This window comes from Limnobacter sp. SAORIC-580 (assembly GCF_013004065.1).
GTDB lineage: Bacteria > Pseudomonadota > Gammaproteobacteria > Burkholderiales > Burkholderiaceae_B > Limnobacter > Limnobacter profundi.
In genome coordinates this window covers 111,641-127,015 of record NZ_CP053084.1, presented here as the reverse complement: position 1 = coordinate 127,015, position 15,375 = coordinate 111,641, and the positions used below count along the sequence as shown (strand labels likewise).

General features: G+C 51.2%; 18 protein-coding genes. 6 read left to right on the top strand and 12 right to left on the bottom strand.

Going from position 1 to position 15,375, the window contains the following annotated elements:
- Nucleotides 1–12 precede the first annotated feature (12 nt).
- Nucleotides 13–744, bottom strand: coding sequence for a heavy metal response regulator transcription factor (locus HKT17_RS00585; RefSeq protein WP_171097028.1), 732 nt, complete (start codon nucleotides 742–744; stop codon nucleotides 13–15).
- Nucleotides 745–931: 187 nt separating this feature from the next.
- Between HKT17_RS00585 and HKT17_RS00580 the strand changes: the two genes are divergently transcribed.
- From HKT17_RS00580 to HKT17_RS00570, 3 genes are all read left to right on the top strand, one after another.
- Nucleotides 932–1,243 carry a hypothetical protein gene (locus HKT17_RS00580; protein ID WP_171097025.1) on the top strand — a complete coding sequence of 104 codons (312 nt, stop codon included), beginning with the start codon at nucleotides 932–934 and terminating at the stop codon, nucleotides 1,241–1,243.
- Nucleotides 1,244–1,353: 110 nt separating this feature from the next.
- Entirely contained in the window at nucleotides 1,354–2,694 is a 1,341-nt protein-coding gene (locus HKT17_RS00575; RefSeq protein WP_171097023.1) for an ABC1 kinase family protein, read from the top strand.
- Between the two features lie 140 nt (nucleotides 2,695–2,834).
- The gene (locus tag HKT17_RS00570) at nucleotides 2,835–3,143 is read left to right on the top strand and encodes a DUF4148 domain-containing protein (protein WP_171097021.1); all 309 of its coding nucleotides are present in this window, start codon (nucleotides 2,835–2,837) and stop codon (nucleotides 3,141–3,143) included.
- 165 nt (nucleotides 3,144–3,308) lie between these two features.
- On the opposite strand, the gene HKT17_RS00565 is transcribed toward HKT17_RS00570, so the two are convergent.
- The 8 genes from HKT17_RS00565 to HKT17_RS00530 all read right to left on the bottom strand — a co-directional run bounded on the left by HKT17_RS00565 (nucleotide 3,309) and on the right by HKT17_RS00530 (nucleotide 11,245).
- Complete coding sequence (locus HKT17_RS00565) at nucleotides 3,309–3,638, bottom strand: YnfA family protein (protein ID WP_171097020.1); 330 nt, start codon at nucleotides 3,636–3,638, stop codon at nucleotides 3,309–3,311.
- Between the two features lie 9 nt (nucleotides 3,639–3,647).
- Nucleotides 3,648–4,040: a hypothetical protein gene (locus HKT17_RS00560; protein ID WP_240965866.1), complete on the bottom strand. Its 393-nt coding sequence runs from the start codon at nucleotides 4,038–4,040 to the stop codon at nucleotides 3,648–3,650.
- Between the two features lie 25 nt (nucleotides 4,041–4,065).
- Nucleotides 4,066–7,185, bottom strand: a complete 3,120-nt coding sequence (locus HKT17_RS00555; RefSeq protein WP_171097016.1) for an efflux RND transporter permease subunit — start codon at nucleotides 7,183–7,185, stop codon at nucleotides 4,066–4,068.
- Nucleotides 7,186–7,197: 12 nt separating this feature from the next.
- Nucleotides 7,198–8,310: an efflux RND transporter periplasmic adaptor subunit gene (locus HKT17_RS00550; protein ID WP_171097014.1), complete on the bottom strand. Its 1,113-nt coding sequence runs from the start codon at nucleotides 8,308–8,310 to the stop codon at nucleotides 7,198–7,200.
- A 2-nt stretch (nucleotides 8,311–8,312) separates the two neighbouring features.
- Nucleotides 8,313–8,891: a hypothetical protein gene (locus HKT17_RS00545; RefSeq protein WP_171097012.1), complete on the bottom strand. Its 579-nt coding sequence runs from the start codon at nucleotides 8,889–8,891 to the stop codon at nucleotides 8,313–8,315.
- Nucleotides 8,888–10,135, bottom strand: a complete 1,248-nt coding sequence (locus HKT17_RS00540; protein ID WP_171097010.1) for a TolC family protein — start codon at nucleotides 10,133–10,135, stop codon at nucleotides 8,888–8,890. The genes HKT17_RS00545 and HKT17_RS00540 overlap by 4 nt, the downstream gene beginning before the upstream one ends.
- Nucleotides 10,136–10,221: 86 nt before the next feature.
- Nucleotides 10,222–10,581 carry an urease accessory protein UreE gene (locus HKT17_RS00535; protein ID WP_240965863.1) on the bottom strand — a complete coding sequence of 120 codons (360 nt, stop codon included), beginning with the start codon at nucleotides 10,579–10,581 and terminating at the stop codon, nucleotides 10,222–10,224.
- A gap of 7 nt (nucleotides 10,582–10,588) precedes the next feature.
- A complete protein-coding gene (locus tag HKT17_RS00530; protein ID WP_371815422.1) occupies nucleotides 10,589–11,245 on the bottom strand; it encodes a cation efflux transmembrane domain-containing protein in 657 nt (218 codons plus the stop codon).
- 45 nt (nucleotides 11,246–11,290) lie between these two features.
- On the opposite strand from HKT17_RS00530, the gene HKT17_RS00525 reads away from it, so the two are divergent.
- Nucleotides 11,291–11,683, top strand: a complete 393-nt coding sequence (locus tag HKT17_RS00525) for a MerR family transcriptional regulator (RefSeq protein ID WP_171097009.1) — start codon at nucleotides 11,291–11,293, stop codon at nucleotides 11,681–11,683.
- Between the two features lie 61 nt (nucleotides 11,684–11,744).
- Here HKT17_RS00525 and HKT17_RS00520 read toward each other — a convergent pair whose 3' ends face one another.
- Nucleotides 11,745–12,527: an MBL fold metallo-hydrolase gene (locus HKT17_RS00520; RefSeq protein WP_171097007.1), complete on the bottom strand. Its 783-nt coding sequence runs from the start codon at nucleotides 12,525–12,527 to the stop codon at nucleotides 11,745–11,747.
- Nucleotides 12,528–12,633: 106 nt separating this feature from the next.
- On the opposite strand from HKT17_RS00520, the gene HKT17_RS00515 reads away from it, so the two are divergent.
- Entirely contained in the window at nucleotides 12,634–13,590 is a 957-nt protein-coding gene (locus tag HKT17_RS00515; protein ID WP_171097004.1) for a GlxA family transcriptional regulator, read from the top strand.
- Between the two features lie 12 nt (nucleotides 13,591–13,602).
- Here the strand turns inward: HKT17_RS00515 and HKT17_RS00510 are convergent, their stop codons facing one another.
- Entirely contained in the window at nucleotides 13,603–14,265 is a 663-nt protein-coding gene (locus HKT17_RS00510; protein ID WP_171097001.1) for a cation efflux transmembrane domain-containing protein, read from the bottom strand.
- A gap of 179 nt (nucleotides 14,266–14,444) precedes the next feature.
- Between HKT17_RS00510 and HKT17_RS15565 the strand changes: the two genes are divergently transcribed.
- Entirely contained in the window at nucleotides 14,445–14,654 is a 210-nt protein-coding gene (locus HKT17_RS15565; RefSeq protein ID WP_240965860.1) for a GDCCVxC domain-containing (seleno)protein, read from the top strand.
- A 220-nt stretch (nucleotides 14,655–14,874) separates the two neighbouring features.
- Here HKT17_RS15565 and HKT17_RS00505 read toward each other — a convergent pair whose 3' ends face one another.
- Nucleotides 14,875–15,348 (bottom strand): MerR family transcriptional regulator, encoded by a 474-nt coding sequence (locus HKT17_RS00505; RefSeq protein ID WP_205882465.1) that lies wholly within the window; start codon nucleotides 15,346–15,348, stop codon nucleotides 14,875–14,877.
- Nucleotides 15,349–15,375 lie beyond the last annotated feature (27 nt).

Genomic DNA, 15,375 nt, shown 5'->3' with positions numbered 1-15,375 from the left:
CTATTGAACGCCTCACGATGGAAGGTCCCCTACGGCCTGCTCATTGGCCTGCTCAACCACCGCACGTTGTTCCAGCACATAGCCCATGCCACGCACCGTGTGCAACAAAGGCTGGTCAAAAGGTTCGTCCATTTTGCTGCGCAAGCGCCGCACCGCCACATCTACCACATTCGTTTCACTGTCAAAGTGCATGTCCCACACGAGTTCTGCCAACTCGGTGCGCGAAAGCACCTCGCCTTTTCGGCGCAACAGCAACCACAACAGGCTGAATTCTTTGGCGGTCAAACGCAAGTCTTGCCCAGCCCGCTTGGCCTGGCGCTTTACTGCGTCCAGTTCAAGATCCGCCAGGCCGAGGTGGCTGCTGTCGGCAGTGGCACTGGGTTGGCCTTGCGCACGGCGGGCCAATGCATGCACACGGGCCACCAATTCAGAGAAAGCGAAAGGCTTGGTCAGGTAATCGTCGGCACCCGCCTGCAAACCTTTCACACGGTCTTCAACCATGGAACGGGCCGTGAGCATAAGTACGGGAATGTTCATGGTTTGGCGCAAGGCGGCCAAAACGCCCAAGCCATCCAGGTCGGGCAACATGCCATCCAGAATAATGAGTTCGTAATGGCCCTCGGTGGCCAGGTGCAAACCGTCAATGCCGTTGTGGGCAACATCCACCACAAAGCCTTCCGAACTCAGCCCTTTTTGAAGGTAGCTGGCCAGTTTTTTTTCGTCTTCAATCACCAGAATTTTCATCGAAACTGCACCGCTGCGGCCAAGTACACACAACACGCAGTATAGAAGCTGGGCCGATATTTTTAAATTACAAATTTGTAATGTGCCTGTGGGCACTTGGTAATTCGAGGCTGCGTAAAGTACGACTCATGCCAACGCAATAACGCAACGGCAAAACTTAGTGAAGTACCTCAAAAGGAGATTTACCATGAACGCACGTCAATTGATCGCTACCTCCGTATTGGCCATTTCAGCATCTGTACCAGCCGTGGTCATGGCCAACCCAGCAACTCAGCAAGGCGATGGCACCAGCCACGTAGTGGCAGCCGAAAGTCCGCGTAACCAAGCTACACGCCAAGCTGTGTTGAATGAATATCAGAAAGCAGTACAAACCGGTGAATTCAGCCCTGTGGCTGGGGATGCCAGTGAGCCAGTGCAAACAACAGCTTCCACGACTACCCGTGCCGAAGTGCTGAGCAAGATCAAGGGTGTTGACCTGACCGAAGGTGATGCCAGCTAATTGCCAAAAACCGGGTAGTTTGCCGGTTTTCAAAGGGCGCCTGTGATTCCCCGCACAGGCGCCTTTTGTTTTAAGATGAAGTCCACAGTTGCTTCAAAGCAGTCCTCCGCATGTCGTCCATCAAAAAACCTCCCGCCTTTAACCATTCAAACGAATCCGCTGTGCCTTCGGGGCGCTTCGCGCGTTTAAGCCGGTTTGGCGCCCTGGCCACCACAGTTGCCGGCTCGGTGGTTAAAAACGGCACCAAACAATTGGCACAGGGAAAACGGCCCAAGCTGAGCAGCCTCTTGCTGACCCCCAAAAACGCCCTGCGCGTGGCCGATCAGTTGGCTCAACTTCGGGGTGCAGCCATGAAGTTGGGCCAACTTGTGTCGATGGATGCAGGCGACATGCTGCCACCCCAATTGGCTGAAATTATGGCCAGGCTTCGGCAAGACGCCAAACACATGCCTCGCAAACAACTGCTCGCCGTGCTGGAAAAAGAATGGGGCGAGAACTGGCGCGAGAGGGTGCGCGAATTTAACCTGACGCCGATTGCCGCCGCATCAATTGGGCAGGTGCATGAGGCCATTTCACTGGATGGTGAAAAACTCGCCATCAAAATTCAGTACCCGGGTGTGCGCGACAGCATCGACAGCGACATCGACAATGTGGCCACCATTTTGCGCTTCACGGGCTTGGTACCCAAAACATTCGATTTAGCCGCACTGCTTGCTGAAGCAAAGAAGCAGTTGCATGAAGAGGCAGATTACTTGCGGGAAGCTGAGTACATCGCGAAATACACCGAAGCACTGGGCGAAGACGAACGGTTTGAAGTTCCCACGGTCAATACCCGCTTAACCACACGCGGCATATTGGCCATGCGTTATGTGGAAGGCCTACCGATCGAACAAATGGCGCACGCTACCCAACCGGTTCGCGACAAAATTGCCACCATGCTGTTCGAATTGTTGTTCAAGGAATTGCTGGGCATGCGCTTGATGCAAACTGACCCGAATTTTGCGAACTACCGCTACAACCCCAAAACAGGCCGAGTGGTGTTGCTTGATTTTGGCGCCACCCGTAGTTTTGATGAAGAATTGGTGGACGGTTATGTGGACGTGATGAAAGCTGCACAGGCAGGCAGCCGCAGCCTGATGGAAAAGGCCGCGACCCGCATTGGCTATTTCGATTCAAGCACGCAAACCCACCACAGGGAGTTGGTACTTGACTTGATGGATTTGGCCTGCGAGCCTTTTTGCACCAAGGGTTGTTTTGATTTTGGCAACACCGACCTGGCTGCGCGAATTCGCGACAAAGGCTTTGAACTGGGCGAAGACCGAAAGTTCTGGCACGCCCCGCCCATTGACTGCCTGTTCATTCACCGCAAACTGGGTGGGCTGTTTTTGCTGGTCACCCGCTTGAAGGCCAAGGTACACGTCGCAGCATGCGCTGGATGCATTAAATCGTAATAGTTTTGTTACAAATTTGTAATGTTCATGTGGGGTCTTGGTCATTCGTACCTGCGTAAAGTACAACTCATGCCAACGCAATAAAGCAAAGGCAAACACTTAACGCAGTACCTTATTTTTACAATCCAAGGAGATACACCATGAACGCACGCAACCTGATCGCCACTTCTGTTTTGGCCCTTTCAGCAACTGTTCCAGCAATCGCTTTTGCAAACAGCCCTACAAACCATGGCGATGCAACAGACCACGTCGCACAATATTCACAGCGCGACCAAGCTACACGCCAGGAAGTACAGCGCAACTACCAGCAAGCTGTTCAAGCAGGTACATTCAACCCAGTAGCGGGTGATGAGACTGTTATTGCAACCGAATCAAAGTCCACTGTCAGCCGTGCTGAAGTGCTCAGCAAGATCAACGGCGTAGACCTGACCGAAGGCGACGCCAGTTAATTTGAACAATCAACCTTGAGTTGATTTCCCTTGAAGGCGCATGTGATTTCACTCACATGCGCCTTTGATACTTTTGTTCATCTGAATCTTGAGCCGCGCAGAAATGGGTTGCCTGTGTAGCCTTCAGGTGTATACGGCAACATCCGCAAGATGATTACCAAACACCTACACCCTGGGCTGAAGCATGATGATTGCCATCCCTGCCAAGGCTAGCCCTGCACCTGCAATATCCCACCGGGTTAAGTTGATACCCTCGATCCAGTAAAGCCAGAGCAAAGCCACGCTGATGTACATGCCGCCATAGGCGGCATACGTGCGGCCAGCAGCTGAAGGGTGCAAAGTCAACAGCCAGGCAAATAAAACAAGAAACCCGATGGCCGGGAGCCACAACCATGGGGACTTGTCCTGTTTCAGAATCAGCCAAGGCAAATAGCAGCCCAAAATTTCAGAAACGGCCGTCACTGCAAACAATGCAGAAAATTTGATCAGCTCCATTTCCCAAACTCAGTTTGTTTTAAATCGAACGGTGGCTTTCTTCTTGTTGGCGAATTCCACTGTGGCCACTGCGGTGTAGCCAGATCCCTTCAAATCCACACCCTCACCCGACAAAAGCACCCCCTGGCCAGCCAGTGTTCTTTCCATTTTTTGATCGGCCACCAGAAACACCACTTTGGCCTTGGCTTTGCTCAAGTCAATCACCTTGCCGTGATCATTTGCATGCAATTGAACATTTTCCGACCTCACCACCAATTCATACTCGATGTGGTTGGCTTCAACCACTACACCGCCATGTTTGGGCTCAAGTTTGTGCTCATCTTTTTCCTGTGCCACAGCAAAGCCTGAACTCAAGGCCAAAACAAGACCGAAACTTGTTGTCAGCAATTTGATTGATTTCATCGTCATCCCCTTTCCGTTAAAAAAATTACAATGCTTGAGCATCGGATTGCTCCATTAACCTTTCCGCGTCTTTGCGCCCAAAAACCCAAAACAATGCTGGCGTTAAAAAGGTATCCAGCAGGGTTGAACTGATCAGGCCAGCAAAAATTACAACTGCAACCGGGTGCAAAATTTCAGTACCCGGGCGCTCTGCTTCAAACAGAAGCGGCGCCAAGGCAAATGCAGTGACCAAAGCAGTCATTAAGACGGGACTTAACCGTTCCATCGATCCGCGCACAATCATGGACTGCGTAAACTGCTCGTGTTCGAATCGCATCAAGTTGATGTAGTGGCTCACCTTCAAAATGCCGTTGCGAACTGAAATACCGGCAAGCGTGATAAAACCAATCAATGCAGCCACTGACAAAGGCTGTCCAGATAACCACAAACCAAGAACCGCCCCCACCATGGCCAATGGAATATTGCCCATGATGATGGCCGACAAGCGCACCGACTGATAACGGCTGTAGAGCACCGCAAACATCAGGACCAGGGAAATAATAGACAAGAAACCGACCAACCGTGTGGCTTCTTCTTGTGCTTCAAACTGGCCGCCCAAGGTAATGAAATAACCTTCCGGCAAATCAGTATTTGCAACTGTGGTGCGAATATCTTCAACCACTTCAGAAAGCGCTCTACCTTGGGCGTTGGCAGAAATCACAATTCGCCGTTTCCCGTCGTCCCGACTGATCTGGTTGGGACCATCACTATCTTCAATGTCCGCCAAAACAGACAACGGAACTGCACCCAAGGGGGTCGGTATCAGTAGAGTCTTGAGTTGCTCCAAACTGCGGTCTTTTTCTGCCAGTTTCAAAACCAGGGCAAAACGCCGGTTGCCTTCAACCACCTGAGTAATTTTCTCGCCCTCAATCAAAGCCTGTAGAGAGTGCAACACTTCCGATGAAGACACTCCATACCGGGATGCAGCATCGTAGTTGATCCGCACCTTGATCTCTGGTGCGAGTACTTGCTTCTCAACTTCAAGGTCAACCAGCCCATCAATTGTTGATAGGTCCGCGCGCAGAGTTTCAGCGGTTCCACGCAAGGTATCCAAGTCTTCCCCAAATACCTTGATCGCGATTTGCGAGCGCACCCCAGACAACATGTGATCAATGCGATGTGAAATGGGCTGCCCCACCGCAATGGCTGCTGGCAGGTTCTGGAGTCGTTCGCGTATTTCCGCTTGTAACTCCGCCATGGGGCGTGTCATGTCACCGGCGGGAATCAAACCCAAATCCAGTTCAGACACGTGAACACCTTCAGCATGTTCATCCAGCTCCGCACGACCACTTCGCCGTCCAATGTGCGTAATTTCTGGAATGTCTTTGAGCAACACTTCCGCTTGAGAGGCCAATTTGGAGGACTCATCCAAAGTGACGCCAGGATTTAACCTCATACCGATCAGCAAGGTGCCTTCATTGAAAGGCGGAAGGAATGTTTTAGCAAAAAATGGTACAGATGCGCCTGCAACAATTACCGCAATCACACCCGCCCAAATCGCCGCTTTCGGGTTATTCAGCACTCCAGACAAGCCAACCTGATACTTGGACTTTAACCAAGCCAAGACGCGAGTATCGCCATGATCAAGATCCTTGATGCCAGGCAACAGGTAATACGACAACACGGGTGTCACCGTGACAGAAACCACCAGCGATGCGAGGGTAGACACGATAAACGCAATGCCCAAGGGCACAAACAACTTGCCTTCAATGCCAGGCAAAGCGAACAAGGGGATGAACACCAACACAATAATCACCGTGGCGTACACAATACCTGTTCTTACTTCAAGCGATGCCTTGCGCACAAGGCCCACCAGGTCGAAAGCAACACCAGGGTGTTTCGCCCGTTGTTCCTTCAACCGGCGAAGAATATTTTCTACGTCTACCACGGCATCATCGACCAAACCACCAATGGCAATGGCCAAACCGCCAAGCGTCATGGTGTTGATTGACAGCCCGAAATACTCAAACACCAGTGCTGTGATGAAAATAGACACGGGGATGGCAACCAGTGCAATTACGGTCGGGCGAATCGTACCCAAAAAGAAAAACAGCACAGCAGCCACAAATATCGAAGCGCCAATCAGCTTTCCTTGCAGGGTAGAAATTGAGGCTTCAATGAAACTGGCCTGCCTGAAAGTCACACGTGGTGTTTCCATCCCGGCTGGCAAGCTGCTGCCCATGGAAACCAGGGCTTCTTCAATCCTTTTGGTCAAGGCAATGGTGTCGGCGCTTGGCTGCTTCTGTACGCCCAAAATTACAGCGGGTTTGCCTTCAAACCCGGCATCACCTCGTTTAACTGCGGCCGCAAAATCCACCTTGGCAACTTGCTTTAGCAGCACCGGCACACCATCTTTTGTACCCACAGCCACCTTGGCAAGGTCCTCCAAAGAGGACGTTCTTCCAAGGTTTCGAATCAAGTACTCACGGCCATTAAGCGCCAAAAATCCGCCCGATGTATTGGATGCAAAACCGCTCAAGGCCTGCTGCAGGTCCTCAATCGTAATGCCCAAATCCACCATCCGCTGCAAATCTGGTTGAACCTGAAACTGGCGTACTTCGCCACCAATCGGGATCACCTGTGCCACGCCTTGAATTGATAACAATCTAGGCCGAAGCACCCAATCAGCATACTCGCGCACTTGCATGGGTGTGGTCTTGCTCGAATCAATCGGTATGGCAATTTGCATGATTTCGCCCATGATCGAACTAACCGGCCCCATCACCGGCGCCACGCCAGCAGGAATGGATTCTTCCAGGCTGGAAAGCCGCTCAGACACCATTTGACGCGCACGATAAATCTCAGTGTCCCAATTGAATGTCACGTAAATGAACGAGAGTCCGGCACTGGATACCGAGCGAATGACCTCCACTCCCGGAAGGCCGTTCAAAGCTGTTTCCAAAGGAAACGTAATTAATTGTTCGACCTCCTCCGAAGCCATACCACCGGCTTCAGTAATCACGGTGACCGTTGGTTTGTTCAGATCGGGAAATACATCAACCGGTGTTTGGGTCAGCGTATAGGCCCCATACACGGTCAAAATAAGCGCCCCGAGTAGTACCAGCAGCCGGTTTTTAAGGCTGCTGTCCAATAACATTTGAAACATGTCGGCGCTCCCTTATCGAACCTGGTTGATCAAGGTTGAACCCTGAACAACCACGCGTTCATCACCGGTCAGGCCACTTCGTACCAACACTTCGACGCCGTTCAGCGGCTCAGTCAATACCACTTTGGGCTCGAATAATTCAGGCTCTTTTTTGATCCAGACTATGGTTTGATTGGCCGCATTTTTAACCACCGCAGCACTGGGTATGGCGATACCGTCAAGCTTCTCGGCCAATTCACCGTAAACGGTCAAGAGCTGGCCTGTTGGAAACCGCGGACCGTCAACGTTGCGGGCTTCAAACACCAAAGACAGCGACTGATTTTTTACGCTACTGGCTGCACCCACGTAGTTCAGCTTTAAGGTTTTTTCACCTGCAGGAATTTGAGCGGAGGAAAACTGGGGAACCGCGTTGGGCTCAAACCAAGTGGCTTCAATACGAACCACTTTGGGATTCACAATTTCAAACAGCACGTCACCTTCAGAAAACACCTTGCCAGCAATTGCTGCCGTCGAAGCCACAACGCCGTTTGACAAAGAACGAAGCTCTTCGCGCGAGCCAATACCGCCAGATAACGCAGACACTTGCTCACCAAGGCTTTGTACCTGCGCTTGGGTGGCTTGAATTTCTTTCTTGGGTACGGTGTCGGCCAGTAGGGTTAACCTTTCCAAGCGTTGTTTGGCCAACGCCAGTTCAGATTTCAATTGCGACAATTGAGCCAATTGAGCTGACTTTTCCAAGGGGGCTTGGGGCGTCTGGATGAATCCCAAAACTTGCCCTTTTTTTACTGGCTCTCCCAGTTGCGGAACACCAGCACTCGAAGGCACAAAAAAGCCCCCTAGGCTGGTTTGTACTACACCGCCCGATTGGGGATCTAGTGCCACTTGACCGTTCATTTCAATTACTTTGGCCTGAGGTTTTACTTGAACGACTTGTGTTCGCAAGTCCAACTGCCGCTGTGCAGGTTTTGGCAGGAACACCTCGCCTGTAGCGAGTCGCTTAGGACCGTCCCCAGTGCTTGCAACAGGTGCTTCGTCGCCGTGATCGTGCCCAGGGCCCGCGTACACAGAAAGCGGTGCTGACAAGCTGAATGCCAATACAGAGAGAACAAACTGTTTTTTCAACATGGTTATTTGTCTCCCTTTGATTTAAGACGAACATATCCGATCACGAACACCGCGAGAATCAACAATCCACCAATCCCGTACAAGACTATTGTCGAGAGACGTGACTGCACTTCTTCAACGCTATCGAGGTCATCGTGATGACCAACAATCAGGTCACCCGCCAAAAGATCAATGTTGTCGCCTGCGGATACAGTCATGCTGACAGCCACAGTGCCTTCCTCGATTCCCTCGGGCAACTGTGCATCAAATTCGCCCTCGCTGTGCAATTCAACGGGCACTTGCTGACCGTTCAGTTCCAATTCAACCTTGGCGTTTTGCACGGGTGCATTGGTGGCTGCATGGTCAATGTAAATTTCAAGCATGCGGCCTTTCAAAATACCAACCGCCTCGAACAATTCCGATTCCATGACCACGCGGGGCGATGCTTCACCAACTGCAACCGGTGCTTCATCGCCGTGGTCGTGACCCGGGCCTGCATAAGCTGTCGTGGAGAAGATCAGCGAGCCGGTAAGCACCGCAGCTGACAATACCTTGGTTAAAAATTTGCTCTGTTTCATGACGTTGATCTCAATATTATTCATGGTAGAAGTCCCAAGGCCTGTTTGTAGGCTGAAACTTTTGCGGCATATTCGATGGCAGATTTCCGGGCCAGTTTGTCGGCCTCAAAGGCCTTCTGTTCGGCAATCAACAAAGTGGGCAAATCGGTTTCACCCAGATCGAATGATTTTTTGTACAACCTGAATGTTTTTATGGCCAGCCTGGCCTGCTCTTGAGCGGACGCTTTGATTTGCGCGAACAGGTCCAAGTTGCTCTCGGCTGCACGGCCAAGAACAACGATTTGCCGCTGGGTTTTTGTCAGTGCAGCTTCGGCTGCAATGCTTTCACTTTCTGCCTGCAACACCCGGCTTTGATATTCCGACGAGTTGCCCAAAGGAATTCGCGTGGACACCACCAAAGATTTCTCGCTGGCCGAGGTGAATGCGCCACGGTCGCTGATGATGGCCAAACCCACCTCAGGATTTGCTCGCGCCTGGGTTTGCACCAAATCGCTTTGTTGTTGCTGGGCCAACACCTGAAGCTGCGCCAGTTTGATCGCGGGGTGATCCAGCGGTTTCAGCCCATTGGGAATGTCAGTGCTCTCGGTTTGAATCTGTGAAAGCACTGAAACAGGCAAACCGATGGTGGCCGCGTAATCTGCACTCACATCACTTAAAGCGCTTTGAGTTCGGGCAAATTCTGCTCTGGTCTGTTCATACAGTGCAGAAGCCTGATAAAAATCGGTTTGGGCCAAGTCGCCGGCCTTCACCCGCTTTTCAACATCCACCATCAACTCTTTCGCGGATTTAAGTCGCGCCTGTGCGATTTCTGCATCAAGGTTCGCCGCCAGGGTATTCCACAGCGTTTGACGTACAAGACCAGCGAGTTCGAGTTTTTTCTGTTCAAGTTGCAACTGCACCAACTCAATTTCGGTGTCTCGCAACGACTGGGTACGCGCCCGCTCATTCCAGTTCCAGATGGGTGCGGACACACCGAGCTCGATTTCTCGCAAGCCCTGGTTGTTGTAGTTCCGATCCGATCGATACGATCCTTCCAGTGAAAGTGGTTGGGCAGTCAAGGCGCTGGCTGCACTCCTTCTCGCTTTGAATGCTTCAATGCGCTTCAGTGCCGACTGCACTTCTGGATCAATGCTCAAGGCCGATTCAAAGGCATCTTGAACTGTCACTGGGGTTTCCACAGACATGGCTTGCTGAGTAAACGCAGCAGGAGAAGCGCTCAAAAACAATAAAGCCAGGCAAGTGGACACCACACGATGTGGTGAATGCATAAGTAAATTCTCCAAACAAAACAGATGAACTGCCCTTTTTTAGCCCGCACAAAAAGGCATCAAAGGGTGGCTAATTCAGGTTTTGCTCAGACCCATTTCGGGCGTTCTATGCGGTTTGACGAGAAAGATTGAAAGCCGTTGAACTCTTCAGGTTCTTGGTCCAAGGCATTGGGGAGTGTGGCAAAAGTCAACAAACTGGGCAACACGCTCACACTGTGGGCATGGCAATGGTGGTGATCACCATCGCAGGTTTGGTCTTGCTGCTTGTTGTTGTCTGGTTCGTGATGTGCGGCGTGGTGATCATACCCATCGTGGGTATGAAACACTGCCTCAATCGCAGATTCATGCTCTGCCCCGTGTCCATGATAGGTTTCTACCGCTGCAAGCACTGCTTGAAGCGGTAATACCAACATGAGAAGGGCTAGGAAGAATCTTTTCATGGACATAAGAGTATCACACACTGGTTTGGTTCAATTCGCGCCATGCTTGAGCGATGATGGTTCTAGCCGCGGTAATACCCAAAGTAGCCATCAACACCGCCACTGCCAAATCAGGCCATGCACTACCGGTCCAGGCAACCAAGCCGGCGGCCGCAACTACGGCCACATTTCCAATCGCGTCGTTGCGACTGCAAAGCCATACAGATTGCATGTTCGAGTCGCCTTCACGCCATTTGTAAAGCATCAAAGCTACAGCCACATTGGCAACCAGTGCCAACACCGCTACCACTCCCATTGTCAAAGGTTCAGGAATTTGCCCTGTCCAAAGGCGATACGTCGTATAGGCCAAAACGCCTAACCCGAAAATTCCCAGGGTGGCGCCTTTAACAAGGGCTGCCTTGGCACGAATCGACAGCGCCATGCCCAACACAAAAAGGGAAACAGCGTAGTTCGCTGCATCGCCAAAAAAATCAAGTGAATCCGCCAACAGGGAGACAGAACCCGCTTTCAAACCTGAAGCCACCTCAACGATGAACATACCCAAATTGACAACCAGAGCAACCCATAACACTTTTTTGTAGGTTGGTGAAACTGATTGGGCAGGTTGATGATCGTGACATGTTGAACAACCTGGCATCTTGATCTCCTCGTGAAATTGCAATATATTCATTAAAAACCCTAAAGTAGCTTTAGAGTCAACCCCGAGGAGAAATTGATGAGGATCGGTGAGTTAAGCGAGAAGTTGGGTATAACGGTAGAGGCAATTCGCTACTACGAGAAGGAAGGCCTGCTTTGTGCACCAGACCGAACCGTCTCCAACTACCGGGTTTACGGCGAGCATCATCTCGAAGATTTAGCGTTCGTTGTGTTTTGTCGCAACATTGACATATCACTAGATGAAATACGCTCCTTACTGAAACTCAAACATTCACCCAGCGAGTCATGCGAGCCAATCAACGATGCCATCGACAATAAATTGACCGAAATCGATAAAAGGCTCAGTCAACTTCAAGCACTGAAAAGTGAATTACAACGCTTGCGTTCGAAATGTTTAGGGCACAGTACGATAGGCGAATGTGAAATTATCAAAGCCTCACTGACAATCTGAACATGGCGATCGATTAATACAATGAGTTCCTTACATGCTCGGATTTTTGGTGCGTTCGCTTTTACACGTTCAAATCCACAATCTCCCCATCTTGCGGAACCACCAATCGCTTACTGAGCCCTGCATGCTGTGCAGCAATCAGCAATTGATCCCGAGTCACCGGGCAGTGGCTGATTGCCTCTAAGTGGTTGGCAATTACCGTGCCGCTGGCAGCCCGCGTGAACTCAAGCACATCACTGACACCCATAATAATTTCACCGCCCACATCAAATTGCGCCCCACCGGCGGGCACCACACTCACGTCGGGTTTTCGGGTCCACAAAAACTCTTGAATGCGGGGTGTGAAAATGGTGTCCCCACTCAGGTAAAGCGAGGGCTCACCCGGAATCTGAATGAAGTAACCCACCCCGTGTTCCATCAATGAACCCACAAAACCTCGCCCGTGCACGCACGGCACTGTGCTGATCGAACCACCCAGGAAAGCAGCTTTCTTACTGTCAACGTCGACGGGTAGAGCTTGAATATTCAACCCTTTACCAGCCAAGTGTGGTGCATCATGCGCCGTGCAAATCACAGGTATTTGATATTTCCGAAGCCAGGCCCGCCCAAAGCGGTCCAGGTGATCAAAATGGCCTTTCTGGCAGTGGGTAATCAAACAGTGTGTAACATCGAGCAAGGCCATGTCTGCCTGAGAAGGCAAACTGACTGTGGGGTTTCTCAACATGCCGCCAGAGAACTTCAAGGGTGGCAGGGCATGCCGGGGTGCAAGCATGGGATCGACCAACACCCGGTATTCTCCGAATTCCAGAATAATGGTGGCATTGCGCAGTTGCTGAATTTTCATGACTCTTCTCCGGTATGGGATGCTGAATCATGGCAAAAAAACACATTCTCCAGTTATGGCATAGAATGACAACTTTCAGTCATTTTCTGCCACACCCGGAAAAATTATGAAAATTGGACTTTTGCTGTATGACCAATGCATGCCTGCGGGCTTGATGGCATTCAATGACCTGCTACAAGCCAGCAACCGACTGTCGGGCAAACTGCTGTTTGAAACCTGCTTGGTGGGTACCGGCCTGAAACCTGTGCAATGCGCCAATCAAATGGTGTTGACTGCCAACTCACTGCTTCAAGACACGCCACTGGATGTGCTGCTGGTGCCCGGCATGTGGACTGAATCGCCCAGCCAGTTGCCGGAGCTGCTTGCCCAACACGCCAAGCTGATTGAGCAAATTCGACAACTGCCCGATCACACCAAAGTGTGGAGCTACTGCACAGGTGTGTGCTTCCTGGCCGAAAGCGGCCGGCTTCGCCGCCAACGCGCCACAGTCACTTGGTGGCTGGCCAATGCCATGCAAAAAAACTACCCCAACGTGAATTGGCTGATTGACAGCGATTGCGTGGTAACCCCAAAAACCGCCACGGCTGCAGGTGTTCACGGTTACCTGCTTCTTGCGCAGCAATTGATCGAAAAGTCGCTGAGTAAACCCGCGTTTCAGGAGTTCATCAAACTGATGGTGCTACCCAGGCCAGTGCAGCAGCACCCTGCTTTCAGATCGTTTGCCTTTATGGAGCAGGCTGACCCTTTGCTCCGAAAACTGGCAGCGATCGTGGCGCAAATGCCTGCAGAACAGATCACCGTGCAAACACTGGCGGGGAAGTTAAACTTGAGCGAACGCACTTTGGCCCGAAAGGTGAGCGCTTTGACTGAGATACCCGTGGCCAGTTATGCCCGGCACCTGAAACTTCACCAAGTGAGCGAACAACTGATTTGGTCAAGCCTTCCAGTCAACACCATTAGCGAAGAACTGGGCTACAGCGACGAATCGAATTTAAGGCGACAATTCAAACAAGCCACCGGGCTTTCACCGGTTCAATATCGCAAGAAGTACGCTCGAGCCTGACCTTGAATTGAATCAGTGAGAATGACCATGCGAATGTGCAGCACCCGCAGGTGTTTCGCCCCGTATTTCAGCCCTTGCCTGTTTGATGACACTGACAGACGCTGTTAAACCGAGTGTGGCCATGAGCGCCGCCACCGCAAGATCGGGCCAGGCTGTTTGCGTAACACCCACCAACAATGCAGCACCCAATACAGCCAGGTTGCCAATTGCATCGTTGCGGCTGCAAAGCCACACCGAGCGCATGTTGGAATCGCCATTGCGATAACGGTACTGAATGGCTGCAACACCCACGTTCACGCTCAAAGCCATTAAACCCACGACACCCATGGTGGCGTAAGAAGGTACCTGGCCGTGCATGGCTGCATACCCGGCAAAACCCAATACACCAACACCATACAGCCCCATGCACACCCCTTTGAGCAAGGCTGCTTTGGCACGGGTTTGAAGCGCCATTCCCAACACAAACAGGGACAAAGCATAGTTGGCCGCATCACCACCAAAATCGAGTGAATCGGCAAGCAGAGATACGGAGCCTGCCGACCAACTGGCACCCACTTCAATGAAGAACATGGCTGCGTTCGCAATCAGCGCGATCCACAATACCTTGCGAAAACCGGGATTGTTTGCAGCAGACTTGGCCGCTTCATCAGAGGGGCAATGGTTGCAACCTGGCATGAAATTTCCTTGATCAGTACTTGTTTTACTTTATTAGAAACCCTGACATGGTGGCAAGGTCAAGTAGTCCATCACAAAAACTTGCAGCCGCGGTCAGAAGCTGATTTACTGGTTAAACGCCGTGCTTTCAATGCTCATGTTGGCAGTGCCATGGTTCATGTAAAAGCGGGGAACGCACCATGACTGAAGTTGTACGTGAGTCGATTTTGACTTGTCCAAGTTGCAGCAAAAGCACCCTTTGCGTAATGCCAACGGACGCCTGCCTGTTTTTCTTCAAGTGTGAACATTGCAATATTTTGCTGAAACCCAAGCCTGGCGATTGCTGTGTTTTTTGCTCGTATGGGTCGGTGAAATGCCCACCCATTCAGCAAGGCAAATCAGGTTGCTAAGGCCACAGCCCCGGCACAAGCCACGTATTGAAAGCCGGGCCCAAAAAGGCCCGGCGCTTCTATCACTTTATGCGCAAAGCGGGCATGCGGCCAAGGCCACAGTCACCAGTCCAAACACGCCAACAGCAGCGGCAAACAATTTAACTTTCATCAAAAATCTCCTAGAAAAGCATGGGGAACATTCCCGAATTTCAGGGTGCATGTTCCAGCCACTGGAAGGTCAAGCCTTATTTTTTTCTTCAGTTGATGCGGGCAAAATATAGTCTGCAATCAAAAATTCGCCTTCGGGTTCATGGGGTACACCAGCCAGCCTGGATGCAATCGCGGCATTGTTCACCCGAATGTCGATCAACTTTTTCTCCAGTTCCTGAAGGCTTTGCTTCAATTGCTGAACCTCGACGAGTTTTCGCTCAATCAACTCGTCAACCCGGGTTCTTGAACCACAACCACAGGCGGGGCCTTGGTCATAATAATCAAGCACAGACTGAATTTCCTTGATCGAAAAATCGAGTTCGCGAGCCTTTTTGACAAAATCAAGCCTGGACAGGTCTTCTGGTCCAAAAACACGGTTCTTGCTAGTAGAAAACCACGACTCAGAATCAGCCCGCTTCGGAGCAATCAAGCCCTGATCTTCGTAAAACCGAATGGTCTTTGGATTCAAGCCAAGTCTCTTGGCAACGTCACTTATTTTCATGTCATTCAAACTTGGAGTGCGTAGAGG

What these genes read in the sequence shown, in the direction of transcription:
- HKT17_RS00585 (WP_171097028.1), bottom strand. Translation starts at nt 744, where the DNA reads ATGAAAATTCTGGTGATTGAAGACGAAAAAAAACTGGCCAGCTACCTT.
- HKT17_RS00580 (WP_171097025.1), top strand. Translation starts at nt 932, where the DNA reads ATGAACGCACGTCAATTGATCGCTACCTCCGTATTGGCCATTTCAGCA.
- HKT17_RS00575 (WP_171097023.1), top strand. Translation starts at nt 1,354, where the DNA reads ATGTCGTCCATCAAAAAACCTCCCGCCTTTAACCATTCAAACGAATCC.
- HKT17_RS00570 (WP_171097021.1), top strand. Translation starts at nt 2,835, where the DNA reads ATGAACGCACGCAACCTGATCGCCACTTCTGTTTTGGCCCTTTCAGCA.
- HKT17_RS00565 (WP_171097020.1), bottom strand. Translation starts at nt 3,638, where the DNA reads ATGGAGCTGATCAAATTTTCTGCATTGTTTGCAGTGACGGCCGTTTCT.
- HKT17_RS00560 (WP_240965866.1), bottom strand. Translation starts at nt 4,040, where the DNA reads ATGAAATCAATCAAATTGCTGACAACAAGTTTCGGTCTTGTTTTGGCC.
- HKT17_RS00555 (WP_171097016.1), bottom strand. Translation starts at nt 7,185, where the DNA reads ATGTTTCAAATGTTATTGGACAGCAGCCTTAAAAACCGGCTGCTGGTA.
- HKT17_RS00550 (WP_171097014.1), bottom strand. Translation starts at nt 8,310, where the DNA reads ATGTTGAAAAAACAGTTTGTTCTCTCTGTATTGGCATTCAGCTTGTCA.
- HKT17_RS00545 (WP_171097012.1), bottom strand. Translation starts at nt 8,891, where the DNA reads ATGAATAATATTGAGATCAACGTCATGAAACAGAGCAAATTTTTAACC.
- HKT17_RS00540 (WP_171097010.1), bottom strand. Translation starts at nt 10,135, where the DNA reads ATGCATTCACCACATCGTGTGGTGTCCACTTGCCTGGCTTTATTGTTT.
- HKT17_RS00535 (WP_240965863.1), bottom strand. Translation starts at nt 10,581, where the DNA reads ATGTCCATGAAAAGATTCTTCCTAGCCCTTCTCATGTTGGTATTACCG.
- HKT17_RS00530 (WP_371815422.1), bottom strand. Translation starts at nt 11,245, where the DNA reads ATGAATATATTGCAATTTCACGAGGAGATCAAGATGCCAGGTTGTTCA.
- HKT17_RS00525 (WP_171097009.1), top strand. Translation starts at nt 11,291, where the DNA reads ATGAGGATCGGTGAGTTAAGCGAGAAGTTGGGTATAACGGTAGAGGCA.
- HKT17_RS00520 (WP_171097007.1), bottom strand. Translation starts at nt 12,527, where the DNA reads ATGAAAATTCAGCAACTGCGCAATGCCACCATTATTCTGGAATTCGGA.
- HKT17_RS00515 (WP_171097004.1), top strand. Translation starts at nt 12,634, where the DNA reads ATGAAAATTGGACTTTTGCTGTATGACCAATGCATGCCTGCGGGCTTG.
- HKT17_RS00510 (WP_171097001.1), bottom strand. Translation starts at nt 14,265, where the DNA reads ATGCCAGGTTGCAACCATTGCCCCTCTGATGAAGCGGCCAAGTCTGCT.
- HKT17_RS15565 (WP_240965860.1), top strand. Translation starts at nt 14,445, where the DNA reads ATGACTGAAGTTGTACGTGAGTCGATTTTGACTTGTCCAAGTTGCAGC.
- HKT17_RS00505 (WP_205882465.1), bottom strand. Translation starts at nt 15,348, where the DNA reads ATGAAAATAAGTGACGTTGCCAAGAGACTTGGCTTGAATCCAAAGACC.